Raw genomic sequence first — 22,949 nt, 5'->3', positions numbered from 1 at the left:
GCCCATGCGCCGCGCTTTCATCCTCTTGGTGATGATGCTGGCCGGGGCCACCCCCGGCCTCGCGCAGCAGGCCCCTGTGGCAGAGCCGCAAACAAACACGCCAGCCCCCGCGCGGGGCGGTGTGATCAGCCCCGTGCTGACCATCGATTCCGAGCGCCTGTTCCGCGACAGTGCCTTTGGCCAGCGCGTCACCCGCGAGATCGAAGCCGAGAGTGAGCAACTGGCCACCGAAAACCGCGAGATTGAGGCGGCACTAGAGGCGGAAGAACGCGAACTCACCGAAAAACGGTCGCAGATGAAGCCCGCTCAGTTCCGGCTTCTGGCCGATGCCTTTGACGAGAAGGTCCAGCGCACAAGGACAGAGCAGGCGGCGAAAAACCGGGCGCTGAGCGAGGCGTTGGATCTTGAGCGGGAGCGGTTCCTGTCTGCCGCGGCCCCGGTGCTTGAGCAGTTGATGCGAAATTCCGACGCGGCGGTCATTCTTGAGCGGCGGCGGGTCTTTGTTTCTTCCTCGGTGATTGAGGTCACGGATGAGGCGATTGCCCTGCTGGATGAGGCGATCGGAACCGGGCTGACCGACGCCGACTGATCCGCGCGTTCCGCGGGGATGCTTGCCCCCAGCCGCCTGAATTGGTAGCCATTCAGCAACCTTCTGAGACAAAGGACAGTCCATGACCGAAGAGCTGCTGCGCGCCGATATCCAGTTGATCCAGCGCATCCTGCCGCACCGCTATCCCTTTTTGCTGGTCGACAAGGTCGAAGAGATCAAGGGCACCGAGAGTGCTGTCGGCTACAAAAACGTCACCATGAACGAGCCGCATTTTCAGGGCCATTTCCCCGGCACGCCGATCATGCCGGGCGTCACCATTGTCGAAGCGATGGCGCAGACAGCAGGCGTGATGGTGGGCACCGCCCTTGGCATGCAGGACCGCGACATGCTGATCTATTTCATGTCGATCGACAAATGTAAGTTCCGCCGCAAGGTTGGCCCCGGCGATGTGCTGCGGATGGATCTCACGACCCTGCGCGGCAAGCCGGGTGCGAAAATCTGGAAATTCGGCGGTGTTGCCACGGTCGAGGGCGAAATGGCCGCCGAGGCCGAATTCATGGCGATGTTGGATCTGCCGCAGGACGCGGCATGAGCAATATCCACCCCAGTGCCGTGATCGAAGAGGGGGCGCAGATCGACCCTTCGGCGCGCGTCGGCCCCTTTTGCGTCGTCGGGCCTGAGGTCGTGCTAAAGGCCGATGTGGAGTTGAAATCCCATGTCGTCGTCACTGGCCAGACCGAGGTTGGCGCGGGCACGGTGATCTTTCCTTTCGCGGTGATCGGTGAGATTCCGCAGGATTTGAAGTTCAAGGGCGAAGCCAGCCGTCTGGTCATAGGCGAACGCAACCGCATCCGCGAACATGTCACGATGAACTGCGGCACCGAAGGCGGTGGCGGGGTGACGCGCGTGGGCGATGACGGGCTGTTCATGGCGGGCTGTCACATCGCCCATGACGCCATCGTCGGCAACCGCGTGATCGTGGTGAACAACGCCGCCGTGGCGGGGCATTGCGTGCTTGAAGATGACGTGATCATTGGCGGGCTTTCGGGCATCCATCAATGGGTCCGCATCGGCCAAGGCGCGATCATTGGCGCGGTGACCATGGTGACCAATGACGTGATCCCCTATGGGCTTGTCCAAGCGCCGCGGGGTGATCTGGACGGGCTGAACCTTGTCGGGCTGAAACGCGCGGGCGTGGCACGGAGCGACATCACGGCGCTGCGGGCAGCGTTTCAGATGCTCGCGCAGGGCGAGGGTACATTCTCGGACCGAGCGCGGCGTTTGGGCGACGAAACCCAAAGCGATTACGTTCGCCAGATCGTCGATTTTGTCATGGCCGACACGGGCCGTCATTTCCTGACGCCGAAATGAGCCTTGCGCTAATCGCCGGACGCGGCGGCTTGCCCGCACGGGTGGCGGCAGCGCAGGCCGAGCCGCCTTTGGTCTGCGCCTATGAGGGCTGCGCGCCCGATGGGTTGAAGCCCGATCTGACCTTTCGTTTGGAAACCTTGGGCAGCCTTCTGGCGCATCTTTTGGGCGTGGGTATTCGAGATGTGTGTCTGTGCGGGGCTATCGACCGGCCCACGCTGGACCCCGCAAAGCTCGATATCCGCACAGCACCTTTGGTGCCGCAGTTCAAACAGGCGCTGGCCGCGGGCGACAATGGCGCGCTTGAGGTGATCAAGACGATTTTCGAAGACCATGGCCTTCGGGTGGTCGGGGCCGATGAACTGGTGCCCGACTTGTTGGCCGACAGCGGTGTGCTGTCGCGGGAGTTGCCAGATGAGCAGATGCGCCGGGATGCCGCGCGTGGTGCTGCCGTGCTCGATGGCTTGGCCACGCTCGACATCGGGCAGGCCTGCGTGATTGGGCGTGAGCAGGTCTACGGGGTTGAGACCATCGGCGGCACGGATCACTTGCTGACGACCTTGCCAGAGATGGTGCGCGGGGCGCGAGCGGTGCTCTGCAAAGGTCCGAAAACTGGCCAAATCCGCGAGATTGACCTGCCCACCATCGGCCCCGACACGCTGCGCGCCACCCATGCGGCGGGGCTGGCGGGCGTGGTGGTCAAAGCAGACGGTGTGATGCTGCTGGAGCGCGACGCCTGCGCGGCGCTGGCCGATGAACTGGGGCTGGTGCTCTGGGTCCGAGAGGGGGGCGCGGCGTGAAGGTGTTCATTCTGGCAGGCGAGCCTTCGGGCGATCGGTTGGGCGGCGCGCTGATGGCGGGGCTGAAAGAGCTTTGTCCCGAGGTGACATTCGACGGAATCGGCGGGCCGATGATGATGGCTCAGGGGTTGGAAAGCCGGTTCGACATGAACGAGCTCAGCGTCATGGGGCTGGCCGAGATCCTGCCGAAATATCGCGCGCTGATGGCCCGGATCAACGAGACGGCGCAGGCGGTGGTTGAGACCAAACCAGATGTGCTCATCACCATCGACAGCCCCGATTTTTCCCTGCGTGTGGCGCGTAAGGTGAAAGAGAAATCCGACATCCGAACAGTGCATTACGTTGCCCCGACGGTCTGGGCATGGCGCCCCGGTCGGGCTGAGAAGATGGCCCGCTCTGTCGATCATGTGCTGGCGCTTTTCCCCTTTGAGCCGCCCTATATGGAAGCGGCGGGTATGGCCTGTGATTTCGTGGGTCACCCGGTGGTGGCCGAGCCTGTGGCCGATGACGCCGCCGCTGCGGCCTTCCGCGCCGAGCACCGTCTTGCCGATGCACCGCTGTTGCTGGCGTTGCCCGGCTCGCGCCGGGGCGAGGTCACGCGGCTGGCGCCAGTGTTCCAGCAGGTCGTCGCGCGGCTGGTCGAGGCGGAGCCGGCCTTGCGCGTCGTGGTGCCAGCGGCCAGTCCGGTGGCGGCATTGGTCAAACAGGTGACGCGCAATTGGGCCGGCAACCCGCTGGTGCTGGACCCGCGTGATATGGCGTCCGAAGAGTTCACCGCCACCAAACGCGCCGCCTTCCGCGCGGCGGATGTAGCGCTGGCGGCCTCGGGCACCGTGTCTCTGGAACTGGCTGCGGTGAACACGCCAATGGTCATCGCCTATGACATGAACTGGATCAGCCGCCAGATCATCGGGCGGATGCTGCGGGTGGATACGGTAACGCTGGTCAACCTCGTCTCGGAAACCCGCGTGGTGCCGGAATTCATCGGCGCCAACTGCCGCCCCGGACCCATCGCCGAAGGTGTCTTGCAGGTGCTGCGCGCGCCCGGCGCCCAGAATGACGCGATGGCGCGGACGATGCAACGTTTGGGGCAGGGTGGCGAGGCACCGGGCCTGCGGGCCGCACGGGCGGTGCTGGCCCGGATGTAGACGGGATCAGCCCCGGTAAATCCAGCCGCCGCCGAAGATGCGTGTGCTTTCAGGATCATAGAACACACAGGCCTGACCCGGCGACACGCCTTCCTCGGCGGTCAGCAGTTCAACCTCGGCCTCGGTCGCGCTGATTGGACGCAGGATCGCATCGCGCGGCGGACGGGTGGAGCGCACGCGCACGGCGATGTGCCACTCCGGGCGCGAGGTCAGGGGCTCATCGCCCAGCCAGTTGATCTCTCGCACCGGGATCTTGCGGGTGGCGAGCATGGATTTAGGGCCAACGACGACCTCTTTGCGCTCGGCATCCAACCTCACCACATAAAGCGGGTCGGCCAGACCGCCGATGCCCAAGCCGCGACGCTGACCGATGGTGTAGTGGATCACACCCTCATGATTCGCCAGCACATTGCCCTCGGTATCGACGATATTGCCCGGATCGGCAGCCTCAGGCCGCAGTTTGCGGATCACCGCAGCATAGTCGCCGTTGGGGACGAAACAGATGTCCTGACTGTCGGGTTTGTCAGCCACCATCAGCCCGTATTTCGCCGCCAGTGCGCGGGTGTCATCCTTGCTCGGCAGATGGCCCAGCGGGAAGCGCAGGTAGTCGAGTTGCTCTTCGGTGGTGGAGAATAGGAAATAGCTCTGGTCGCGGTTGCCGTCCGCAGCGGCGTGTAGCTCCGGCCCGCTCTCGCCCATCTTGCGCTGGATATAGTGACCGGTGGCCATACAGTCGGCCTCAAGATCCTTGGCGGTTTCCAGCAAGTCCTTGAACTTGACCCGCTCGTTGCAGCGGATGCAGGGCACGGGCGTGGCACCGCCGAGGTAGCTGTCGGCGAATTCATCGATCACGGCGTCCTTAAAGACGTTCTCATAGTCCAGCACGTAATGCGGGAAGCCCATTTCCTCGGCCACGCGGCGGGCGTCCTGAATATCGACACCCGCACAGCAGGCACCTTTCTTGGCCAGCGCCGCGCCGTGGTCGTAAAGCTGCAGGGTGACGCCCACGACATCATAGCCTTCGTCTTTGAGCATGGCCGCCACGACGGAACTGTCCACACCGCCCGACATCGCCACGACGACGCGCGTATCGGCGGGCGCCTTGGCAAAGCCAAGCGAATTGAGCGGCGGTGTCTGATCAAGGGCCATGGGTCTCTCCGGAGTTTGTGCGCGAATATAGGAAAATCCTACCTAGTCACAAGGGCAGGCTTCACGCCGCGTTAAGGCAGATGGGGGTTATTGGCCGCCAGAACAATGGCGGATGATGCGATGTACCTGAAAAAAGTCGATGGGCCACGGTCTGTTACCCTCGCTGACGGGAGCGTGATGTCACGCGCCGATTTGCCCGGCGCAGATACGCGAAGGTGGGTCGCCTCGCGCAAGGCAGCGGTGGTGCGGGGGGTGGTCTATGGGCTGATCACCCAATCCGAAGCGCTGGAGCGTTATGGCATTAGCGATGACGAATTTATGGAATGGTTGCATGCGGTTACAGAGCATGGAGAGGCCGCGCTGAAGGCCACTGCCTTGAAAAAGTATAGACAACTTTAAGTTGTTAAGCTAGCCTATCTAGTATCGGTAACGGGTAGTTAACCTTTTTTGCTCAAGATTAGCCAATCGTCCTAGATGAGCCGGAGAAACCGAATGCGTGTATTGTTAGTTGAAGATGACCCGACGACCTCTCGCAGTATTGAACTCATGCTGACCCATGCGAATCTTAACGTCTATGCCACCGACCTAGGCGAAGAGGGGATCGATCTGGCCAAGCTCTATGACTATGATTTGATCCTGCTCGACCTCGATCTGCCGGATATGAACGGCCATGATGTGCTGCGCCAATTGCGGCTGGCGCGGATTGAAACGCCGATCCTGATCCTGTCGGGGTCCGACGATACGGAAAATAAACTCAGGGGATTTGGATTTGGTGCCGACGATTATTTGACCAAACCATTTCACCGCGAAGAATTGGTGGCCCGGATCCACGCCATCATCCGTCGTTCCAAAGGCCATTCCCAATCGGTGATTGAGACGGGGCAAGTCGCCGTAAACCTTGATGCCAAGACCGTCAGTGTCAACGACAGCCCCGTGCATTTGACCGGCAAAGAATACCAGATGCTGGAACTGCTGAGCCTGCGCAAGGGCACGACCCTGACCAAAGAGATGTTTCTCAACCACCTCTATGGCGGCATGGATGAGCCTGAACTGAAGATCATCGATGTCTTTATCTGCAAGCTGCGCAAAAAGCTCAGCCAAGCCACAGGCGGAGAGAGCTATATCGAAACCGTCTGGGGCCGGGGCTATGTGCTGCGCGATCCCGAACCGGCGCAGATGGATCTGGCCGCCAGCGCCTGATCTGCCATCAACCGGACCTAAAATCGCTAGACCTGCCCCTGATCGCCACCTATCTAAGCCACAGGTGACAATATCGGGGGCAGATCGTGACATCCCAGATCGAGGTTGAAGCGCTGACCAAAGCGCAGGCAGAGACGGAGCTGGCCCGGCTGGCCGAGGTGCTGAACGCGGCGAACACCGCCTATCATACGGAAGATGCACCAGAAATTTCCGACGCGGAATACGACGCGCTGAAGCGGCGCAATGCCGCGATCGAAGCGCGCTTCCCCGACATCAAGCGCGCTGACAGCCCGTCAGAGCAAGTCGGCGCGCCGGTCGCCGAAGGGTTCGGCAAGGTGCGGCATGCGGTGCCGATGCTCTCGCTCGCCAATGCTTTCGACGCCGAGGAAGTCACTGAGTTCGACGCCCGGATTCGCAAGTACCTTGGGCTGGGGTCGGATGCGCCACTGGCCTATACGGCCGAGCCCAAGATCGACGGGCTGTCGCTGTCCCTGCGCTACGAAAAGGGTGTGCTGGTGCAGGCCGCCACGCGGGGCGATGGCGCGGTGGGCGAAAATGTTACCGCCAACGCCCGCACCATTGAAAACATCCCGCAAGAGTTAAAGAACGCGCCGGACCTGCTGGAGGTGCGCGGCGAAGTCTATATGAGCCACGCCGATTTCGCGGCACTGAACGCGCGGCAGGCCGAAAGGGGCGGCAAAACCTTTGCCAACCCGCGCAATGCCGCCGCCGGATCCCTGCGGCAGCTCGACGCAGAGATTACCCGCGCCCGGCCATTGCAGTTTTTCGCCTATGCTTGGGGTGCGCTCTCGGAACCCTTGGCTGAGACGCAGAAGGGCGCGATTGACCGATTGACGGAACTGGGATTTTCGACCAACCCTCTGACCGCGCTTTGTGACGGGCCAAGTGATATGGTCGCCCATTACGAAAAGATCGAAGCGCAGCGCGCCACGCTGGGCTATGACATCGATGGCGTGGTCTATAAGGTCGACGATCTCGCGCTTCAGGAACGGCTTGGCTTTCGCTCCACCACGCCGCGTTGGGCCGTCGCCCATAAATTCGCCGCCGAATTGGCGTGGACCCGGCTTGAGGGGATCGACATTCAAGTTGGGCGCACCGGTGCCTTGTCGCCCGTGGCGCGGTTGCAGCCGGTCACGGTGGGCGGGGTCGTCGTCTCCAACGCGACGCTGCACAACGAAGATTACATCAAAGGGCTCGACAGCAAGGGCGCCGAAATCCGCGGCGGCAAGGACGTGCGCGTGGGCGATTGGGTGCAGATATACCGCGCGGGCGATGTGATCCCCAAAGTGGCCGACGTGGACCTGTCGAAACGTCCCTCTGATGCCGAAGCCTTTGTCTATCCCACCACCTGCCCGGAATGCGGGTCGGATGCGATCCGGGAGCCGGGCGATGCGGTGCGGCGCTGCACCGGTGGGTTGATCTGCCCGGCGCAGGCCGTTGAAAAGCTTATCCATTTCGTCAGCCGCAAGGCATTTGATATCGACGGTCTGGGGGCCAAACAGGTCGAACAGTTTTACCATGACGGCTGGATCGCGGAGCCTGCGGATATTTTCACCTTGAAAGAGCGTTACGGCACCGGCGTGCAGCAGTTGAAAAACCGCGAAGGCTGGGGGCCGAAATCGGCGGATAACCTGTTTCAGGCTATCGAAGATCGCCGTGAAATACCGATGGCGCGTCTGATCTTTGCCCTTGGTATTCGCCATGTTGGCGAGGCGGCGTCGAGCCTGATCGCGCTGCACTACGGCGATTGGGACAGTTTTGAGGCTGCCATGGCCGTGGCGCGCGGGCTCGACGGCCCCGCTTGGGATGATCTGATCGGCGTCGATGGTGTCGGCAGCGTCATGGCGGGCTCGCTGGTCTCGGCCTTTGCGCAAGAGGCAGAGCGCGCCTCAATCGACCGGTTGGTGGCGCATCTGACCGTGATCCCGGCGGAACGCCCCGACACCGAAGGCAGCCCCGTCGCAGGCAAGACCGTCGTCTTTACCGGCACTTTGGAGAAGATGAGCCGGGCCGAGGCCAAGGCCCGGGCGGAGCGTTTGGGGGCCAAGGTTTCAGGCTCGGTCAGCGGCAAAACCGATATTCTGGTCGCCGGACCGGGGGCGGGGTCCAAGGCCAAGAAGGCCGCTGATCTGGGGGTCGAGACGATGGATGAAGATGGCTGGCTCGCCTTGATCGAAGGCAAATGAGCGGCAGACCGGAACAGCTTTTCCCGCTATTCGCGGGGCTCGAAACGCTCGAAGGGGTGGGGCCAAAGACAGCGCAATTGCTGGGCCAATTGGGCATCCAAGCGCCGCGCGATCTGATCTTTACCCTGCCACATTCCGGGATCGACCGCCGTCTGCGGGACAGTGTGAAAGACGCGCATCTGCCTGCGACACTCACCCTGGCCGTCACCATCGGCGCACACCGTCCGGCACGCAATAAAGGCGGCGCTTACCGCATCACGGTCGAGGACGCGCAGACCAGTTTTCAACTGGTCTATTTCCACGCGCGCGGCGACTATTGGCAGCGGCAATTGCCCGAAGGCAGCCGCCGCATCGTTTCGGGCCGGGTGGAGTTTTTTGACGGGATGGCGCAGATGGTCCACCCGGATTTCGCCGTGCCGGAAGATCAAGCGGGCGATATTCCTGACTTTGAGCCGGTCTATCCGCTCACCTCTGGGCTGACGCAAAAGGTAATGTACAAGGCCACCCGAAGCGCCTTGAAACGGCTGCCGAAGGTGGCCGAATGGGCCGATCCCGGGCAGGTGGCGCAGGCCCCTTGGCCCGATTTCGCCGCCGCCGCAGAGGCCGCGCATGACCCGCAAACCGCGCAAGACCTCACCGCCACGGCCCCGGCGCGGGAGCGGCTGGCCTATGATGAGCTTTTTGCCCATCAAGTGACCCTAGCCTTGGCGCGGCAGAATGAGCGGCGCAAGATGGGGCGGGCGAACCGGGGCGACGGGCGGTTGCAAGAGCGGGTGTTGTCTTCCTTGCCCTATCGGCCCACCGACGCACAGCAGCGTGCCGTCGAAGAGATCACCGCCGACATGGGCCGCGAGACACGCATGAACCGGCTGTTGCAGGGCGATGTGGGGGCGGGCAAGACGCTGGTCGCCTTCATGGCGCTTTTGCGCGCCGTTGAGGCGGGCGGGCAAGCGGTGCTGATGGCACCGACGGAAATCCTTGCGCGTCAGCACCTAATGGGGCTGCAACCGTTGGCGGAACAGGCGGGCGTGGTGCTGGAACTCCTCACCGGGCGCGACAAAGGGGCAGAGCGGCGGGCCAAGCTTGCGGCACTGGAGCTCGGCGACATCCAGATCCTCGTTGGCACCCATGCGGTGTTTCAGGCGGATGTGAGCTTTGCCGATCTGCGCCTTGCGGTGGTCGACGAACAGCACCGTTTTGGCGTGCGGCAGCGGTTGGAATTGGGCCGCAAGGGGCGGCTCGCCGACGTGCTGGTAATGACTGCCACACCGATCCCGCGCAGTCTAGCGCTGGCGCAATACGGTGATATGGATGTCTCGATCCTCGACGAAAAGCCTCCCGGGCGGCAGCCCATTCGCACGGCGCTGGTCTCGACTTCAAGGATGGATGAGGTCATCGACCGGATGCGTCACGCCATCAGCGAAGGGCGGCAATGCTACTGGGTTTGCCCGCTGGTGGAAGAGAGCGAAGTCAGCGATCTGACGGCGGCGGAAGACCGGTTCAAACGGCTCCGCGCGGCGTTGGGCGAAGGGGTCGTTGGCTTGGTCCATGGGCAGATGCCGCCCGCCGAAAAAGACGCGGCGATGCGTGCCTTCCAAGCGGGAGAAACCAAGGTGCTGGTGGCCACCACGGTGATCGAAGTCGGCGTGGACGTGCCCAATGCGACGATCATGGTGGTGGAGCGGGCCGAGATTTTCGGCCTTGCGCAGTTGCACCAGTTGCGCGGCCGTGTCGGGCGGGGCGCCGGGGCGTCGACTTGTCTTTTGATGTATCAAGCCCCCCTCAGCGATACGGGCCGGCAACGGCTTGAGGTGCTGCGCGAATCCGAAGACGGTTTCGTCATTGCCGAAACCGATCTGAAAATGCGCGGCACGGGCGATCTTATCGGCACCGCGCAATCGGGCGTGCCGCGCTTTCGCGTGGCCGATCTGGAGCGTCAGGCGGGTTTGATGGCGGTGGCGCAATCGGATGCCCGAAAGCTTTTGGTTGATGATCCCACCCTCGAAGGGCCGCGCGGCAGGGCGGTAAGGCTGCTGCTATGGCTCATGCGGCAGGACGAGGCGATCCGTTTGATAACAGTGGGTTAGCGCCTAAACTCTCTTTATGTTCGCGAATGTTCTCAAAAAGTTCTTTACATGGATGGGTAAAAATGAGAACAAAGAAGCAACGAAGATAAGGAGGTACTGATGATGACTTACACTGCCCTGAAATCTATCGCCCTCAGATCGCAGGCCACATTGCTGCAGGATGCAGCAGGGGCCGCCGCTTTGATCGTGATGCTGGTCGTCGGGTTGCATCTGCCCGCCTTTATCTGAGTTCTGCCAAAGGCTCTCATGCCGCTTTGTCTGCTGCATCCGTCCCAATTTGATGCACCGACTTGCCTGTCCGCGTCGGCCTCTGGCAAAGCGGGTCCCAACATGAGGAACGCCGACTGACGCCGCCATCCTTCGCAGGATGTGCGGCGTTTTTTTGTTGAATATTGGGGAAGGTGGGCTGCGGCAGGCTGCGCTTAGCGCTCGCCAGCTTCCGCCGGGGCTTCGGCCTGTTGCATCGCCTCTGTCAGCGCCTCGATGCTCAGCATGATGGAGGCATGGCGGTTTTTATAGGCCGCGGCAGGGGTCAGCACTTCGAAACCGTCAAAGGGGGCGTCCGGCACCGGCCCTTCGCCCTTGAGCATGGCGCGCAGTTGATCGCGGGCGGTGGTGATCTGCGTGAGCGAGGCACCGGGCGCGGCACCGCCCACAACGGCCGCAGCCGCTTGCCCCAAGGCGCAGGCTTTCACGTCCTGTTTCATCTCGGCCAGACGGCCTTCCTCTACGCGCACATCAACCGTCACGGTCGAGCCGCACAGCGGCGAGCGGCGCTTCACGCTGGCCTGCGGGGCCTCCATCCGGCCCAGATGCGGGATCTCTGCGGTAAGCGCCAAGATACGCGCGGAGTAGAGCTTGATGAGGTCCGTCTCATCCGACATGGGCTGTTCCTTTTCGTACTGAAACCCTACATAAGCGCCGCAGAGACAGATGCAAATATTTCCACGAGGTGCCCGATGACTTTCGATCCTGCAAGCCTTCAGTTCAACGAGGCGGGCCTGATCCCCGCCATCGCGCAGGACGTGGAGACACATGAGGTGCTGATGCTGGCCTGGATGAGCGCAGAGAGCATCGCGCGCAGCCTTGAGACGGGCAAGGTCACCTATTGGAGCCGCTCGCGGCAGGCGTTCTGGGTAAAGGGCGAAACCAGTGGCCATGTGCAGAAACTGGTTGAGATGCGGATCGATTGCGACCGCGATTGCCTGTTGGTGCTCGTGGACCAGAGCGGTCCCGCCTGTCACACTGGGCGCCGCAGTTGCTTTTACACCGGGATTCAGGATGATGAAGAAGTCGAACTGATGAATCCGGTGGATTAAGGCCGCGCGCTAAAGCCTTACCATATAACGAATATCTCCGGGCGTCATTCCATTCTCACGGTATAGCGCGATGGCGCGGGCGTCATCGCGTTTGGCGAGCCGTTTGCCGCCGTCATCCCGGATCAGCCGGTGATGGTGATAATGCGGCGTTGGCAGGTCGAGCAAAGCCTGCAGCACAGCATGGATATAGGTCGCCGCAAAAAGGTCGGCCCCGCGCGGGACCAGCGTGATCCCCTGCGCGGCATCGTCGAGTACGACGGAAAGGTGGTAGGACGTGCCCATGTCGCGCCGGGCCAAGACCACATCACCGACCGTGGCGATAAGCTGATCCGGGGAGAAGGTGATCGCGCCGGTTTCAACATTCGGGCCATAGCCGTTTTCAGTGAAGCTTAGCGCGCGATTGCCCAAAGAAGCCAAAGCTTTACGCATATCAAGCCGCAGCGCGCCGGAGGCTTTTGGATGGCCTGCGTCACGGCAGGTGCCGGGGTAAATCAGGCCGTCGGGGCCATAGACGGGCTCTGCGCCCTCCTGCGGGGCGCTGGTGGCGGCGGCGATGTCGCGACGGTTGCAGGTGCAGGCATAGAGCAAGCCGCGCGCCCAGAGGTCATCAAGGGCACTGCGGTAGGCCGCCATTCTGTCGGATTGGCGCATCACAGGCTGCGGCCAGTCAATACCAAGCCATGCGAGGTCTTCGTAGATCTGCGCCTCCCACTTGGGTCGCGCGCGGGATTGGTCGATATCTTCGATACGCAGCAGGAACTTTCCCCCCGCTGCTTTGGCCAGATCATGAGCCAAGAGTGCCGAATAGGCGTGGCCAAGGTGCAGCGGACCGGTCGGGGATGGGGCAAATCTGGTGGTAAGTGTCAATTCTTTTCAATCAGATAGACGGTAGACTTCAAGTCGATGCCGGGCAGGTGCGGGCCTTCCTCTGCAAAGAGCAGGATCGCCGCGCCGCAGTCGGTCCATTCATGGATCATGCCCAGGGCGCCGCGATCTTCGAGCGCCTTTTCGTTGAGCGAAAACAGAAGTTTACCGCCCTTTTCTAATGCATGCATCAACGTGTCGAACAATCTGATCGGCGCGGCTCCGGGGCCGATCACGCCGATGGCGCTGATCGCTTCATAGCTGCCGGGCGCGAAGGGGAGAGGGGCATCAACTTCGAGCTCTAACAAATTGCGGTATATATCTTTTTTTCGAGCCACTGCCAGCATGGCGGCAGAGACATCGCCGCCGTCAATGGTGGTGAAGCCCGCTTGTTTTAGGGCCGCGCCAGACAGCCCTGTGCCACAGCCGATATCGAAGATCGGTGCGTCTTTGTTGTCCAGAAATTCAGCGAGCGTGGCAGCGGCGCGGTCGGGCGTGGCATAGCCCTGCGCTTTGATATCCTCGTCGTAGCTGCCCGCCCATTCGTCATAAAGGCTACGGATCACCTGCGTGTCCCGCGCCGCGTAGGCTTTGTCGAAATAATGTTTTGTCATTCCCCTAGGATATGGGGGATGGGCAGGAGGATCCAGTGTTAACCCGGGGCGGGTTAACCTTGATCAAGCCATGCCTGCCAATCTGCCTTGGCACGGTCGGTATAGGCTTTGTAGCGATCCTTGCGGCCGCGACGGCCCGATTTAAGCCCTTCGACAGGCGGAAACAGGCCGAAGTTCACGTTCATCGGCTGAAAGGTTTTCGCATCCGCCCCGCCGGTGATGTGGGTGATCAGCGCGCCCATGGCGGTGCTGTCGGGCGGGGTTGGCAGGCTGCCGCCCTTGATCTCAGCGGCGGCCATGCGACCTGCGAGCAAGCCCATCGCGGCGCTTTCGACATAGCCTTCGACGCCAGTGATCTGCCCGGCAAAGCGGATATTGTCGCGGCTGCGCAGGCGCATTTGATCGTCAAGCAACGTGGGCGAGTTGATGAACGAGTTGCGGTGAATGCCGCCGAGACGTGCAAAGCGCGCGTTCTCAAGCCCCGGAATTCGTTTGAAAACATCTGTTTGCGCGCCGTACTTCATTTTGGTTTGAAAGCCGACGATATTGTAAAGCGTGCCCAGCTTGTTGTCGCGGCGCAGCTGGACAACGGCATGGGCCTTGATCTCGGGCTGGTGCGGGTTGGTCAGGCCAACCGGTTTCATCGGGCCATGGCGCAGGGTTTCGCGGCCCCGTTCTGCCATGACTTCGATGGGCAGGCAGCCATCGAAATAGCCCGCCGTTTCGCCTTCGCGGAACTCGGTTTTGTCGGCCTCCAGCAACGCGTCGATGAAATCATCGTATTGCTGCTTGTCCATGGGGCAGTTGAGGTAGGCGGTACGCTCTTCCTCGGTTTCGCCCTTGTCATAGCGCGACTGCATCCAGGCTTTCGACATGTCGATACTGTCGAAATAGACGATGGGCGCGATGGCGTCGAAAAAGGCGAGCGCCTCGGCCCCGGTTTCGGCGGCGATGGCTTCGGCCAATGCGCCGGAGGTCAGCGGGCCAGTAGCGATGATCCATTTGCCGTCTTTTGGCAGCTCAGAAATCTCGCCGTATTCGACGGTGATATTGGGGTGTGCGAGCAGCGTGTCGGTGACGGTCTGCGCGAAGGGGTCGCGGTCTACTGCCAGTGCGCCGCCAGCGGGCAGGCGGTTTTTGTCGGCGCAGGCCATGATGAGGCCGTCGGCGGCGCGCATTTCCCAATGCAGCAGGCCCACGGCGTTTTGCTCGTCATCATCCGAGCGGAAGGAGTTGGAGCAGACCATCTCGCCCAACAGCCCGGTCTGATGGGCAAAGGTTTCGACCTTGGGGCGCATCTCGTGGATCACGACTTCCACGCCCGCGTTCGCCGCTTGCCAAGCAGCCTCTGATCCGGCCATGCCGCCGCCGATGATGTGCAATGTATCTGTCATGGGGGCGATGTAGGGCAGGGCGGGTTCGCGCGCAACAGGCAAGAGCGGGGGCGGGCTGATGCGCGCTGAAATATCGCGGTACGCGCGCTTGGCCGGGCATGGTTTTGGGGTCGCCGCTGCGGGAATGGTCGGTCAGTGAGAGGCTGACCCGGAGGGACCTTCCGCCGTCGGCGACCCAAAATCATTAGGGTTTCTGTACCCTAATATAACAGTGCCCCGATTTTGCCAGATTTGCCAGCCCCTGCGTGGCAACACTGTTGCGCAAATTTGGAAACAATCACTGCTGCCAGTCGGGCGCGCGCTTTTCCAAGAAGGCGTCGATGCCTTCGCGGGTGTCAGCCTCAAGCATATTGCGCACCATGATGTCGCCGGTGAAGTCGTAGGCTTGGTCGGTGGGCAGGTGCATCTGTTGGTAGAATGCGCCTTTGCCGTGGGCGACGGCGGTGCCGAGTTTGGCGGCGATCTTTTCGGCTAGGGCGTTGGTCTCAGTAGCCAGCTGGTCGCCCGGCACGGCGCGGTTGATCAGGCCCAGTTCTGCAGCGCGGGGGGCTGAGATGAATTCCCCGGTGGTCAGCATCTCAAACGCCTGTTTGCGCGGGATGCTGCGGGTCAGGGCGACCATGGGGGTTGAACAGAAAAGGCCGATGTTCACGCCGTTGACGCCAAAGCGGGTGTCCTCGGCGGCGATGGCCATGTCGCAGGTGGCGACAAGCTGGCAGCCAGCGGCGGTGGCGATGCCGTGGACTTGGGCGATGACGGGCTGCGGCAGGCTTTGAATGCGGGCCATGAGGGTGGCGCAGCGGTCGAAGAGGTCTTTGAAGGCGGCGGCTCCGCCGTCTTCGGCTTGGCGCATGGCGGTCATCTGGCGCAGGTCGTGCCCCGCGCAAAAGGCTTTGCCCGCGCCCGATAGGATAATGACACGGGTTTGCCGATCTTCGGCCAAGGCGTCGAGTTTGCTGTGCAGGGCGGCCAGCATTTCGTCCGACAGTGCGTTCAGCCGCTCGGGTGCGTTCATGCGCAGGTGGGTCACCGGCCCTTGTGCCGTAACGTCAAGAATTGTCACCTTGCCCTCCCAAGCTGGTCGCGCCAACGTTACGCCGAGGAAAGCAGGGAGGACAAGTATGGCCGTGGTGATGGATGCAGAGGCGTTGGAAGCCTTTATGCGGGAGGTGTTTGATCAGGTGGCGGATGATTTCGCCGTGGATCACGTGGCCGAGAATGAGATCACCATGCGTCTGTTGACCAGCCGCCGCCATCTGCGGCCCGGAGGGACGGTGTCGGGCCCGTCGATGTTCGCGCTGGCGGATGTGGCGGCCTATCTCGCGACGCTTGCGATGATCGGGCCAAAGGCGCTGGCGGTGACGACGAATTGCTCGATCGATTTCATGCGCAAGCCGCTGGCGGATGTGCCGCTGGTCGCCCATGCCAAGCTGCTCAAACTGGGGCGGCAGTTGTCGGTAACGGATGTACTGATCTATTCGGAGGGGTCGGATAAGCCGGTGGCGCGGGCGAGCCTGACCTATGCGATTCCGCCTGCGTCGATGGGGTGAGGAAGGGCCAGCGCCTGACCGTGGGCTGGCGACTGTGACGGCGATCCGTGCCACTTTATGGGGCAGTCGTGATGTGCTTTTTCGAAGATGCGCCCAGCTTCACCAAATCGCCCGCCCGCCGGGACGGGCAGGCGATGGCCCGGCGCCTGCGGCTTGATTCCGGGCTGGGCGTCTGCGCGAGACTACGAAAAAAGGGCCGGGAAAACCCGGCCCAAGGAAGAGGTCTGGCGGACGCCACAGGGAAGTTACGCCTGCCAGAACACGCGGGAAGCCTCGGCTGAGGCTTGTTCCGGTGTAAGTCCCGCATCATCAAGCTCCCACGGCTCAAGCGCAGCAAGCGCGATCCGGGTGCGTCGGCGGGCCGCCCATGTGGTCACGACCGCCGCAAAGCGCAGCGCGATCATCGCAGGGACCGGCAGGGCGCGGTATGTCATCAATGTCATTGCATCGGCGCTGATAGGGCGAGCCTGTGTCATGGGAGAACTCCTTGAATTTGTATTGGCGAAATTGTATTGACACAAAGTGTAGAAAGCCTACAGGTACAAGGGTACAAAGCGCGATACAATTTGACCACAGGAATATTGTAATGGGTACAATTTGGCAGCCAACCCTCGCCGAAGGGCAGGGACCGAAGTACAAACTCGTCGCCCTCACGATCCGCGAGGGGGTCACATCCGGTGCACTGGCCGTGGGGGACAAGCTGCCGCCTGTGCGCGAGCTGGCGTGGCAGTTGGGGATCACCCCCGGCACCGTGGCGCGGGCCTATACCATTCTTACGGACGAAGGTTTGCTGGAGGCCGAGGTCGGTCGGGGCACCTTTGTTGCCCCGCCGCAGGCCGCCATTCGCGAAGATGTCTGGAATCGCGAACAAGATAGCTGGATCAAAGAGTTGGAGATCTCCGATACCGATGCGGTCAGCCTTTTTAGCCCGCGCTTACCAGACATGGGGCAGGTGGCCCTGATCCGCAGCGCCCTGCGGCAGGTGGCGGATGTGCCGGGCGAAGAGCTGATGAATTATCCCACCCGCGATGCCTATGCCCCGGTGCGTCAAGCGGTGGTCGACTGGCTGTCGCATCTGGCCCTCGGGCCGCTGAGCGAGCGCGACGTTGTGCTGTCACACGGCGGGCAAAGTGCGATTGTATTGGTACTTCAGGCCATCCTGTCGGGGCCAAAGCCGGTGATGCTGGTCGAAGACCTCTCCTACGCCGGGTTCCGCCGGGCTGCGGAGGTGCTGCGCGCCGAAGTGGTTGGCGTGGCGATGGACAAAGACGGCGTGTTGCCCGAGGCGTTGGACAAGGCCGCGCGCGACAGTGGGGCGCAGGTGTTTTGCACCACACCTGAAGTGCACAATCCAACCGGCAGCCACACAAGCCTCGAACGGCGGCGCGCGCTGCTGGAGGTCGCCAAGCGGCACGGGTTAGAGATTCTGGAGGATGATTGCTACCGTATGGGCTCTGCCCGCGCGCCGAGCTACCGCTCGCTCTGGCCGGAACATGTCTGGCATGTCTCTTCGATCTCGAAAGAGTTGACGCCCGCGCTGCGTGTCGGCTTTGCGCTGGCGCCGGCGGGGCGCTCGGCAGACCTGCGGCGGGTGGCGGAATACGGGTACTTCGGCCTTGCCCGCCCCTTGGCCGAGGCGACGCGGATTCTGCTCACCGATCCGCGGCTGAAGGGCATTTGCACAGATATCCGCGAGAGGCTGGCGGAATATGTAGAGGTCGCGGTCAACCATCTGGGCGGGCATGAATTGCAATGGTCGCGTGACGTGCCTTTCTTATGGCTGCACTTGCCGCCGGGTTGGCGCGCAGCGGGGTTTTGCCGCGCGGCAGAGGCGCAGGGCGTGCAGATCCGTTCCGCCGATGAATTCGCCCTGCGCGATGGCCGCGCGCCCCATGCGGTGCGCATCGCGGTGAACGCCCATGTCTCTCTGCGCTCTTTTGAGGCGGCGATGCAGCGCCTGCGCTGTCTCTTGGACAATCCGCCAGAGCAGATCAGCGTGTAGAAATTTGGGGTATTATTATACCTAAATCATAAGTAACTGATTTTTCTTACGTAATCCGCGATTGCTGCGCTTGACCCGGCGATGCAGGTGGTTATAACCCCTCCATCAGACACCGGGCGGGGATTCCTCGTTCCGACCAACCTTAAACGGGAATTCATCCATGAAAACCTTTTCTGCGACACCGGCAGATATCGACAAGAAATGGATCATCATCGACGCCGAAGGCGTCGTGCTGGGCCGTCTCGCTTCGATCATCGCCACGCGCCTGCGCGGCAAGCACAAGCCGTCCTTCACACCGCATATGGATTGCGGCGACAACGTGATCGTCATCAACGCCGACAAGGTGCAGATGACCGGCAAGAAGCGCGAAGAGCACTTCTACTGGCACACCGGCCACCCCGGTGGCATCAAGTCGCGCACCAAGGCACAGATCCTTGAGGGCGCGCATCCTGAGCGTGTGGTGACACAAGCCGTCAAGCGTATGCTGCCCGGAAACCGCCTGAGCCGCCAGATCATGACCAACCTGCGCGTCTATGCAGGTAGCGATCACCCCCATGAGGCGCAGAGCCCCGAAGTTCTGGATGTTAAATCCTTGAACAAGAAAAACACGCGGAGTGCATGAGCATGGCTGACGAAATCAAATCCCTCGACGGTCTCGAAGCAGCCGTGACCGAGAACATCGGCGGCGTGCAGGGCACCGAAACCGAAATGACCCCGCGTGAGCCTGTTCGTGACGAACTGGGCCGCGCCTATGCCACCGGCAAACGTAAAGACGCGGTCGCCCGCGTTTGGATCAAGCCCGGCTCCGGCAAGGTCATCGTCAACGGCAAGCCGCAGAACGAATACTTTGCGCGCCCCGTGCAGCAGCTGATCCTGGCACAGCCTTTCGGCATCACCAACACCGAAGGCCAGTTCGACGTGTTCGCAACGGTCAAAGGCGGCGGTCTGTCCGGTCAAGCGGGCGCGGTCAAGCACGGCATCTCCAAGGCGCTGCAGCTTTATGATCCCTCCCTGCGCGGTGCGCTGAAAGCGGCAGGCTTCCTGACCCGTGACAGCCGCGTCGTCGAGCGGAAGAAATACGGTAAGGCCAAAGCGCGCCGGAGCTTCCAGTTCTCCAAGCGTTAAGCTTACCGATCAGATTTGCGAAAGGGCTGCCCTCCGGGGTGGCCCTTTTTCGTTTGTGGGATGGCATGTGTGGCTGTTGGTCATGAAAAAGGCCGCTGCGGTTTCCCGCAACGGCCTCTGATCTAGGATCCGTGATCCCGAGACGGCTTAGCCGCCGATTTCGTAGCTCACGGTGAAGCCCAACACGCCGTCGCCATCGTTGGTGTCTTCGTAAAGCGCTTCAAAGCTGATGCCATCGCCAAAGTCGTAAACGGCGCCGGCTTCGGCATAGATGTTGTCGTCACGGTCGCTGTTGCCGATGAGGCCAACGGCGGTCCAACGCTCGGACAGGGGCGCTTCGAACGCGACTTCCTGATCGCTTTCGCCATTGTCGGGGTCGATGATCACGGCGAATGCGCCGGAGGCGTCACGACCGATGGGGAAGCCAAGCGTCGCGGTGATCTCTTCGCTGTGGTCTTCGGAATCGTTCAGCCAAATATAGCCATAGGTCAGATCCCAGCTGAGACCCTGACCGAAGTCCGCACCATAGCCGAGGTTTGCTTCGAACTCGACGTCATCTGTCGGGTCTTGGTAGAGCGATGTTGCGCTGAGGCCGGTGTGGAAGCCGCCGTAGGTCAGCTCGACAAAGCCTTCGACTTCGTTTTCGAGGTGATCGAAATCATCCGACGTGTTGAAACGTGTGGCGGCAGAGACGCCTGCGGTCCAGCCAATCATGGAGGTCATGGCGCGGTCTTCGATCACCGGGTCGAAACCGGTGGTGATGTTGTCCTGCGCATAGGCGGCGGAAGAGAGCAGCCCGGCGGTAAGGCCGAACCCGATAAGGTGTTTGATATTCATGGCATTTGCCTAGTGTTGGACCATGGCTTGTCTGCGACTGGCGAAGTCTGGTTGTGAAGGTCTTTCGGATATGCCCGACATGGGGGGGCGGCAAGGCCCGTTTGCGCATATCTGGCATGCGTTAGAACATAACATTGTGAACGACGGAAATTTCGCCCAAGTCGTTGGTTTTTCTCAGCCCCCGTGGTTCCGGGCGGGGCGGCGCCTGCCTATATCAAGCGCAACACAGGAGACAGTCATGCAGTATTCAGTTCTAGACCTTGCCCCGGTGCCCGAAGGGTCAGACACCGCCACCGCCATCGCCAATTCCGTCGCGTTGGCCCAATTGGCCGAAGCCAAGGGCTATCACCGCTTCTGGATGGCTGAGCATCATAACATGCCGGGCATCGCCTCGGCGGCGACATCGGTTTTGCTGGGGCATGTGGCGGATCACACGCAGCATATTCGCGTTGGGGCGGGCGGGGTGATGCTGCCCAACCACGCGCCTTTGGCGATTGCCGAGCAGTTTGGGACCTTGGCGGCGATCCATGGCGACCGGATTGATCTGGGACTGGGCCGTGCGCCGGGCGGCGATCAGGCGGTGATGCGTGCCATGCGGCGCGGCATGAGTGGCGGCGATCATTTCCCCGATGATGTGGCCGAGTTGATGGCCTATCTGGGCGACGCCGATCCGCGCTCGCCCGTCCGTGCGCATCCGGGTGAGGGGACGCATGTGCCGATCTGGATCCTCGGCTCCTCGCTATACGGTGCGCAACTGGCGGCGCATTTTGGGCTGCCTTATGCCTTTGCCTCTCACTTTGCGCCCGATGCGTTGGAGGAGGCCACGGCCATCTACCGTCGTGATTTCAAACCGTCCGAAGCCTGCCCCGCGCCGCGCTTCATGCTGGCGGTCAACGTATTCGCTGCCGACACGGATGAAGAGGGGGCCTATCTGCGCACCACCATGCAGCAGGCATTCGCCCGTCTGCGCACTGGCCGCCCCGGCAAGCTGCCAGCGCCGGTGCGCGACATTGATGCCGAGATTGGCGCAGGGATGCGGCAGGGGGTGGATCATGCGCTGCGGGTGTCTGCCGTGGGCAGCCCAGAGACGGTCAAGCGGCAGCTTGAGGCGCTGATCGCACAGCACCGCCCGGATGAGTTGATCCTGACCGGGCAAATCCACGATCACGCCGCGCGGTTGCGCTCGTTTGAGATTGCGGCGGATGTCTTGCAAAACATGAGGGTGGCGGCCTAAGGGCCGCTAAACCTTACTCGTCGGGGCTGACCAATCCCAGCCCGCGCAGGTAAATCCCGATCCCGGTTTCCAGCAGGTCATCTGCTGGGAAGGGCGACGCGCGACCGGGGGAGTTGCGGGCGAAAAGTTCGACCACGCCGTGGCTCATCGCCCAGATATGGGCCGAGAACATCGAAGCTGGGGGGCGTTTGTCTGCCGGGATATGCTGGCTGAGGTCGGATGCTGCGCGCTCCAGCACGCCATTGGCGCGGTTGGCGGCATGGGCCAGTTCCGGGGTGCGGTTCACCGAGATGCCGGATTCGAACATGGCGATGTAATGGCCGGGGTATTTGCGCGCGAATGCCAGATAGGCGCGGCCCGTGGCCTCGAAGGCTTTGAGGGCTGAGGGCTGGCCGGATTCGTAAGCGAATTCCATCAATTCGGCAAAGATATCATAGCCTTGATGCGCGGCCTCGGCGATCAGGTCTTCGCGGCCTTCGAAGTGGCGATAGACCGCAGCCGGGGTGACGCCTGCGCGTTTGGCGGCTTCGGATAGCGTGAAGCCCGTGGGGCCGCGCTGCTCGATCAACTCAAGTGCCGCGTCAATCAGGGCTTGGCGCAGGTTGCCGTGATGGTAGCCGCGCTTAGGCATCCCAGATTTCCGGTCCGCCGCAGATTTCATCGTCCGCCTTGCCGATCGCCTTGGCGTCTTTCTGGGGGTAGTCGAAACGGTGCAGCAGGTGGCGCATCGCGGCCAGACGGGCGCGGCGTTTGTCGTCGGAGCGGATTACCGTCCACGGGGTTTCTGGGGTATGGCTGCGCGACAGGGTCTCTTCGATGGCGGTTGAGTATTGCTCCCATTTCGAGAGGCCTTTCACGTCAATCGGGCTGAGTTTCCACTGTTTCAACGGATCGGATTCGCGCGACAACATGCGGCGCAACTGCTCGGCCCGGCCCACGTTGAGCCAGAATTTGATTAAGTGAATGCCATCTTCGACGAGCATCTGCTCAAACGGGGTGACTTGTTCGAAGAAATGCGCCCGTTGCGCGGGGGTGCAAAAGTCGAAAACCTTTTCCACCACCCCGCGATTGTACCAAGAGCGGTCATAAAACACCATCTCGCCCGCGGTGGGCAAGTGTTTGATATAGCGTTGAAAATACCATTCGCCCTGTTCCGTCTCAGTGGGTTTCGACAGGGCGACGACACGGGCGGAACGGGGGCTTAGGTTCTCGCGCATACGGCGGATCGTGCCGCCTTTTCCGGCGGCGTCGCGGCCCTCAAACACCATGACGACGCGCTGGCCCGTTTCGCGCACCCAAGATTGCAATTTGACCATTTCGATCTGCAACCGCTCATAGTCGCGCTCATAGGTTTTGCGCGACAGACGCTCGTCATGCGGATAGCTGGGCGAAAGGATAACGTCCTTGTCGGAGCGGCGGATCGCTTGGCGAATGTCCTCGGGGGCGTCATTCTCGTAAAAGGCGCTGATTGCGCCGTCAAAGGGCAGGTCCATGGGCGCTC

The 22,949-nt window shown here is 62.0% G+C and carries 26 protein-coding genes; 16 read left to right on the top strand and 10 right to left on the bottom strand.

The annotated features are described in order from the left end of the window. The first annotated feature begins 4 nt into the window (after positions 1-4). The 5 genes from K3762_RS10835 to lpxB all read left to right on the top strand — a co-directional run bounded on the left by K3762_RS10835 (position 5) and on the right by lpxB (position 3,866). Positions 5-589 (top strand): OmpH family outer membrane protein, encoded by a 585-nt coding sequence (locus K3762_RS10835; protein ID WP_132443286.1) that lies wholly within the window; start codon positions 5-7, stop codon positions 587-589. Between the two features lie 82 nt (positions 590-671). Continuing rightward, entirely contained in the window at positions 672-1,142 is a 471-nt protein-coding gene (gene fabZ, locus K3762_RS10830; RefSeq protein ID WP_067628883.1) for a 3-hydroxyacyl-ACP dehydratase FabZ, read from the top strand. Then, positions 1,139-1,921 (top strand): acyl-ACP--UDP-N-acetylglucosamine O-acyltransferase, encoded by a 783-nt coding sequence (lpxA, locus tag K3762_RS10825; RefSeq protein ID WP_067939984.1) that lies wholly within the window; start codon positions 1,139-1,141, stop codon positions 1,919-1,921. The genes fabZ and lpxA overlap by 4 nt, the downstream gene beginning before the upstream one ends. Then, positions 1,918-2,718 carry an LpxI family protein gene (locus tag K3762_RS10820; RefSeq protein WP_132443288.1) on the top strand — a complete coding sequence of 267 codons (801 nt, stop codon included), beginning with the start codon at positions 1,918-1,920 and terminating at the stop codon, positions 2,716-2,718. The genes lpxA and K3762_RS10820 overlap by 4 nt, the downstream gene beginning before the upstream one ends. Beyond that, positions 2,715-3,866 (top strand): lipid-A-disaccharide synthase, encoded by a 1,152-nt coding sequence (lpxB, locus tag K3762_RS10815; protein ID WP_260009467.1) that lies wholly within the window; start codon positions 2,715-2,717, stop codon positions 3,864-3,866. Before K3762_RS10820 ends, lpxB begins: the two co-directional genes overlap by 4 nt. Positions 3,867-3,872: 6 nt before the next feature. Here lpxB and mnmA read toward each other — a convergent pair whose 3' ends face one another. Further along, positions 3,873-5,015 (bottom strand): tRNA 2-thiouridine(34) synthase MnmA, encoded by a 1,143-nt coding sequence (mnmA, locus tag K3762_RS10810; protein WP_260009466.1) that lies wholly within the window; start codon positions 5,013-5,015, stop codon positions 3,873-3,875. Between the two features lie 120 nt (positions 5,016-5,135). Between mnmA and K3762_RS10805 the strand changes: the two genes are divergently transcribed. The 5 genes from K3762_RS10805 (at position 5,136) to K3762_RS10785 (ending at position 10,737) form a co-directional block, all read left to right on the top strand. Beyond that, positions 5,136-5,414 carry a DUF1153 domain-containing protein gene (locus K3762_RS10805; RefSeq protein ID WP_067939991.1) on the top strand — a complete coding sequence of 93 codons (279 nt, stop codon included), beginning with the start codon at positions 5,136-5,138 and terminating at the stop codon, positions 5,412-5,414. A gap of 93 nt (positions 5,415-5,507) precedes the next feature. Next, positions 5,508-6,215 carry a response regulator transcription factor CtrA gene (ctrA, locus tag K3762_RS10800; RefSeq protein WP_067626480.1) on the top strand — a complete coding sequence of 236 codons (708 nt, stop codon included), beginning with the start codon at positions 5,508-5,510 and terminating at the stop codon, positions 6,213-6,215. A gap of 86 nt (positions 6,216-6,301) precedes the next feature. Continuing rightward, the gene (gene ligA, locus K3762_RS10795) at positions 6,302-8,422 is read left to right on the top strand and encodes an NAD-dependent DNA ligase LigA (RefSeq protein WP_260009465.1); all 2,121 of its coding nucleotides are present in this window, start codon (positions 6,302-6,304) and stop codon (positions 8,420-8,422) included. Next, the gene (gene recG / locus K3762_RS10790; RefSeq protein ID WP_260009464.1) at positions 8,419-10,509 is read left to right on the top strand and encodes an ATP-dependent DNA helicase RecG; all 2,091 of its coding nucleotides are present in this window, start codon (positions 8,419-8,421) and stop codon (positions 10,507-10,509) included. Before ligA ends, recG begins: the two co-directional genes overlap by 4 nt. Before the next feature lie 99 nt (positions 10,510-10,608). Next, positions 10,609-10,737 (top strand): hypothetical protein, encoded by a 129-nt coding sequence (locus K3762_RS10785; RefSeq protein ID WP_259944545.1) that lies wholly within the window; start codon positions 10,609-10,611, stop codon positions 10,735-10,737. Positions 10,738-10,931: 194 nt separating this feature from the next. On the opposite strand, the gene K3762_RS10780 is transcribed toward K3762_RS10785, so the two are convergent. Continuing rightward, on the bottom strand, positions 10,932-11,393 hold the full coding sequence (locus tag K3762_RS10780; RefSeq protein WP_260009463.1) for an iron-sulfur cluster assembly scaffold protein: 462 nt from the start codon (positions 11,391-11,393) through the stop codon (positions 10,932-10,934). A 75-nt stretch (positions 11,394-11,468) separates the two neighbouring features. On the opposite strand from K3762_RS10780, the gene hisI reads away from it, so the two are divergent. Further along, entirely contained in the window at positions 11,469-11,828 is a 360-nt protein-coding gene (gene hisI, locus K3762_RS10775; RefSeq protein WP_132443294.1) for a phosphoribosyl-AMP cyclohydrolase, read from the top strand. Positions 11,829-11,837: 9 nt separating this feature from the next. Here hisI and gluQRS read toward each other — a convergent pair whose 3' ends face one another. The 4 genes from gluQRS to K3762_RS10755 all read right to left on the bottom strand — a co-directional run bounded on the left by gluQRS (position 11,838) and on the right by K3762_RS10755 (position 15,763). Next, positions 11,838-12,695: a tRNA glutamyl-Q(34) synthetase GluQRS gene (gluQRS, locus tag K3762_RS10770; RefSeq protein ID WP_132443295.1), complete on the bottom strand. Its 858-nt coding sequence runs from the start codon at positions 12,693-12,695 to the stop codon at positions 11,838-11,840. Continuing rightward, positions 12,692-13,306: a class I SAM-dependent methyltransferase gene (locus K3762_RS10765; RefSeq protein ID WP_120351200.1), complete on the bottom strand. Its 615-nt coding sequence runs from the start codon at positions 13,304-13,306 to the stop codon at positions 12,692-12,694. The genes gluQRS and K3762_RS10765 overlap by 4 nt, the downstream gene beginning before the upstream one ends. Positions 13,307-13,359: 53 nt before the next feature. Continuing rightward, positions 13,360-14,700: a methylenetetrahydrofolate--tRNA-(uracil(54)-C(5))-methyltransferase (FADH(2)-oxidizing) TrmFO gene (gene trmFO / locus K3762_RS10760; RefSeq protein WP_120352216.1), complete on the bottom strand. Its 1,341-nt coding sequence runs from the start codon at positions 14,698-14,700 to the stop codon at positions 13,360-13,362. 277 nt (positions 14,701-14,977) lie between these two features. Continuing rightward, positions 14,978-15,763, bottom strand: coding sequence for an enoyl-CoA hydratase (locus K3762_RS10755; protein WP_132443296.1), 786 nt, complete (start codon positions 15,761-15,763; stop codon positions 14,978-14,980). A gap of 58 nt (positions 15,764-15,821) precedes the next feature. Here K3762_RS10755 and K3762_RS10750 point away from each other — a divergent pair, with 58 nt between their 5' ends. Next, complete coding sequence (locus K3762_RS10750) at positions 15,822-16,250, top strand: PaaI family thioesterase (protein ID WP_067629887.1); 429 nt, start codon at positions 15,822-15,824, stop codon at positions 16,248-16,250. A gap of 245 nt (positions 16,251-16,495) precedes the next feature. On the opposite strand, the gene K3762_RS10745 is transcribed toward K3762_RS10750, so the two are convergent. Next, positions 16,496-16,726 carry a DUF1127 domain-containing protein gene (locus K3762_RS10745; RefSeq protein WP_120351198.1) on the bottom strand — a complete coding sequence of 77 codons (231 nt, stop codon included), beginning with the start codon at positions 16,724-16,726 and terminating at the stop codon, positions 16,496-16,498. 110 nt (positions 16,727-16,836) lie between these two features. Between K3762_RS10745 and K3762_RS10740 the strand changes: the two genes are divergently transcribed. The 3 genes from K3762_RS10740 to rpsI all read left to right on the top strand — a co-directional run bounded on the left by K3762_RS10740 (position 16,837) and on the right by rpsI (position 19,377). Further along, positions 16,837-18,252 (top strand): PLP-dependent aminotransferase family protein, encoded by a 1,416-nt coding sequence (locus K3762_RS10740; RefSeq protein WP_132443297.1) that lies wholly within the window; start codon positions 16,837-16,839, stop codon positions 18,250-18,252. A gap of 160 nt (positions 18,253-18,412) precedes the next feature. Continuing rightward, complete coding sequence (gene rplM, locus K3762_RS10735; protein WP_067629878.1) at positions 18,413-18,874, top strand: 50S ribosomal protein L13; 462 nt, start codon at positions 18,413-18,415, stop codon at positions 18,872-18,874. A 2-nt stretch (positions 18,875-18,876) separates the two neighbouring features. After that, positions 18,877-19,377 (top strand): 30S ribosomal protein S9, encoded by a 501-nt coding sequence (gene rpsI, locus K3762_RS10730; RefSeq protein WP_067629875.1) that lies wholly within the window; start codon positions 18,877-18,879, stop codon positions 19,375-19,377. Positions 19,378-19,524: 147 nt separating this feature from the next. On the opposite strand, the gene K3762_RS10725 is transcribed toward rpsI, so the two are convergent. Then, positions 19,525-20,214 carry a hypothetical protein gene (locus K3762_RS10725; RefSeq protein ID WP_132443298.1) on the bottom strand — a complete coding sequence of 230 codons (690 nt, stop codon included), beginning with the start codon at positions 20,212-20,214 and terminating at the stop codon, positions 19,525-19,527. Between the two features lie 238 nt (positions 20,215-20,452). Here K3762_RS10725 and K3762_RS10720 point away from each other — a divergent pair, with 238 nt between their 5' ends. Continuing rightward, positions 20,453-21,448, top strand: a complete 996-nt coding sequence (locus tag K3762_RS10720; protein ID WP_132443299.1) for an LLM class flavin-dependent oxidoreductase — start codon at positions 20,453-20,455, stop codon at positions 21,446-21,448. A 13-nt stretch (positions 21,449-21,461) separates the two neighbouring features. Here K3762_RS10720 and K3762_RS10715 read toward each other — a convergent pair whose 3' ends face one another. Both K3762_RS10715 and ppk2 read right to left on the bottom strand, forming a co-directional pair. Beyond that, entirely contained in the window at positions 21,462-22,079 is a 618-nt protein-coding gene (locus K3762_RS10715; protein ID WP_067629863.1) for a TetR/AcrR family transcriptional regulator, read from the bottom strand. Beyond that, entirely contained in the window at positions 22,072-22,941 is an 870-nt protein-coding gene (ppk2, locus tag K3762_RS10710) for a polyphosphate kinase 2 (protein WP_260009462.1), read from the bottom strand. Before ppk2 ends, K3762_RS10715 begins: the two co-directional genes overlap by 8 nt. Positions 22,942-22,949 lie beyond the last annotated feature (8 nt).

The organism is Sulfitobacter sp. W074, assembly GCF_025142275.1.
GTDB classification, from domain to species: domain Bacteria; phylum Pseudomonadota; class Alphaproteobacteria; order Rhodobacterales; family Rhodobacteraceae; genus Sulfitobacter; species Sulfitobacter profundi.
This window is presented reverse-complemented; position numbering and strand designations above follow the sequence as displayed.

What these genes read in the sequence shown, in the direction of transcription:
- K3762_RS10835 (WP_132443286.1), top strand. Translation starts at nt 5, where the DNA reads ATGCGCCGCGCTTTCATCCTCTTGGTGATGATGCTGGCCGGGGCCACC.
- fabZ (WP_067628883.1), top strand. Translation starts at nt 672, where the DNA reads ATGACCGAAGAGCTGCTGCGCGCCGATATCCAGTTGATCCAGCGCATC.
- lpxA (WP_067939984.1), top strand. Translation starts at nt 1,139, where the DNA reads ATGAGCAATATCCACCCCAGTGCCGTGATCGAAGAGGGGGCGCAGATC.
- K3762_RS10820 (WP_132443288.1), top strand. Translation starts at nt 1,918, where the DNA reads ATGAGCCTTGCGCTAATCGCCGGACGCGGCGGCTTGCCCGCACGGGTG.
- mnmA (WP_260009466.1), bottom strand. Translation starts at nt 5,015, where the DNA reads ATGGCCCTTGATCAGACACCGCCGCTCAATTCGCTTGGCTTTGCCAAG.
- K3762_RS10805 (WP_067939991.1), top strand. Translation starts at nt 5,136, where the DNA reads ATGTACCTGAAAAAAGTCGATGGGCCACGGTCTGTTACCCTCGCTGAC.
- ctrA (WP_067626480.1), top strand. Translation starts at nt 5,508, where the DNA reads ATGCGTGTATTGTTAGTTGAAGATGACCCGACGACCTCTCGCAGTATT.
- recG (WP_260009464.1), top strand. Translation starts at nt 8,419, where the DNA reads ATGAGCGGCAGACCGGAACAGCTTTTCCCGCTATTCGCGGGGCTCGAA.
- K3762_RS10785 (WP_259944545.1), top strand. Translation starts at nt 10,609, where the DNA reads ATGATGACTTACACTGCCCTGAAATCTATCGCCCTCAGATCGCAGGCC.
- K3762_RS10780 (WP_260009463.1), bottom strand. Translation starts at nt 11,393, where the DNA reads ATGTCGGATGAGACGGACCTCATCAAGCTCTACTCCGCGCGTATCTTG.
- hisI (WP_132443294.1), top strand. Translation starts at nt 11,469, where the DNA reads ATGACTTTCGATCCTGCAAGCCTTCAGTTCAACGAGGCGGGCCTGATC.
- K3762_RS10765 (WP_120351200.1), bottom strand. Translation starts at nt 13,306, where the DNA reads ATGACAAAACATTATTTCGACAAAGCCTACGCGGCGCGGGACACGCAG.
- trmFO (WP_120352216.1), bottom strand. Translation starts at nt 14,700, where the DNA reads ATGACAGATACATTGCACATCATCGGCGGCGGCATGGCCGGATCAGAG.
- K3762_RS10750 (WP_067629887.1), top strand. Translation starts at nt 15,822, where the DNA reads ATGGCCGTGGTGATGGATGCAGAGGCGTTGGAAGCCTTTATGCGGGAG.
- K3762_RS10745 (WP_120351198.1), bottom strand. Translation starts at nt 16,726, where the DNA reads ATGACACAGGCTCGCCCTATCAGCGCCGATGCAATGACATTGATGACA.
- K3762_RS10740 (WP_132443297.1), top strand. Translation starts at nt 16,837, where the DNA reads ATGGGTACAATTTGGCAGCCAACCCTCGCCGAAGGGCAGGGACCGAAG.
- rplM (WP_067629878.1), top strand. Translation starts at nt 18,413, where the DNA reads ATGAAAACCTTTTCTGCGACACCGGCAGATATCGACAAGAAATGGATC.
- rpsI (WP_067629875.1), top strand. Translation starts at nt 18,877, where the DNA reads ATGGCTGACGAAATCAAATCCCTCGACGGTCTCGAAGCAGCCGTGACC.
- K3762_RS10725 (WP_132443298.1), bottom strand. Translation starts at nt 20,214, where the DNA reads ATGAATATCAAACACCTTATCGGGTTCGGCCTTACCGCCGGGCTGCTC.
- K3762_RS10720 (WP_132443299.1), top strand. Translation starts at nt 20,453, where the DNA reads ATGCAGTATTCAGTTCTAGACCTTGCCCCGGTGCCCGAAGGGTCAGAC.
- K3762_RS10715 (WP_067629863.1), bottom strand. Translation starts at nt 22,079, where the DNA reads ATGCCTAAGCGCGGCTACCATCACGGCAACCTGCGCCAAGCCCTGATT.
- ppk2 (WP_260009462.1), bottom strand. Translation starts at nt 22,941, where the DNA reads ATGGACCTGCCCTTTGACGGCGCAATCAGCGCCTTTTACGAGAATGAC.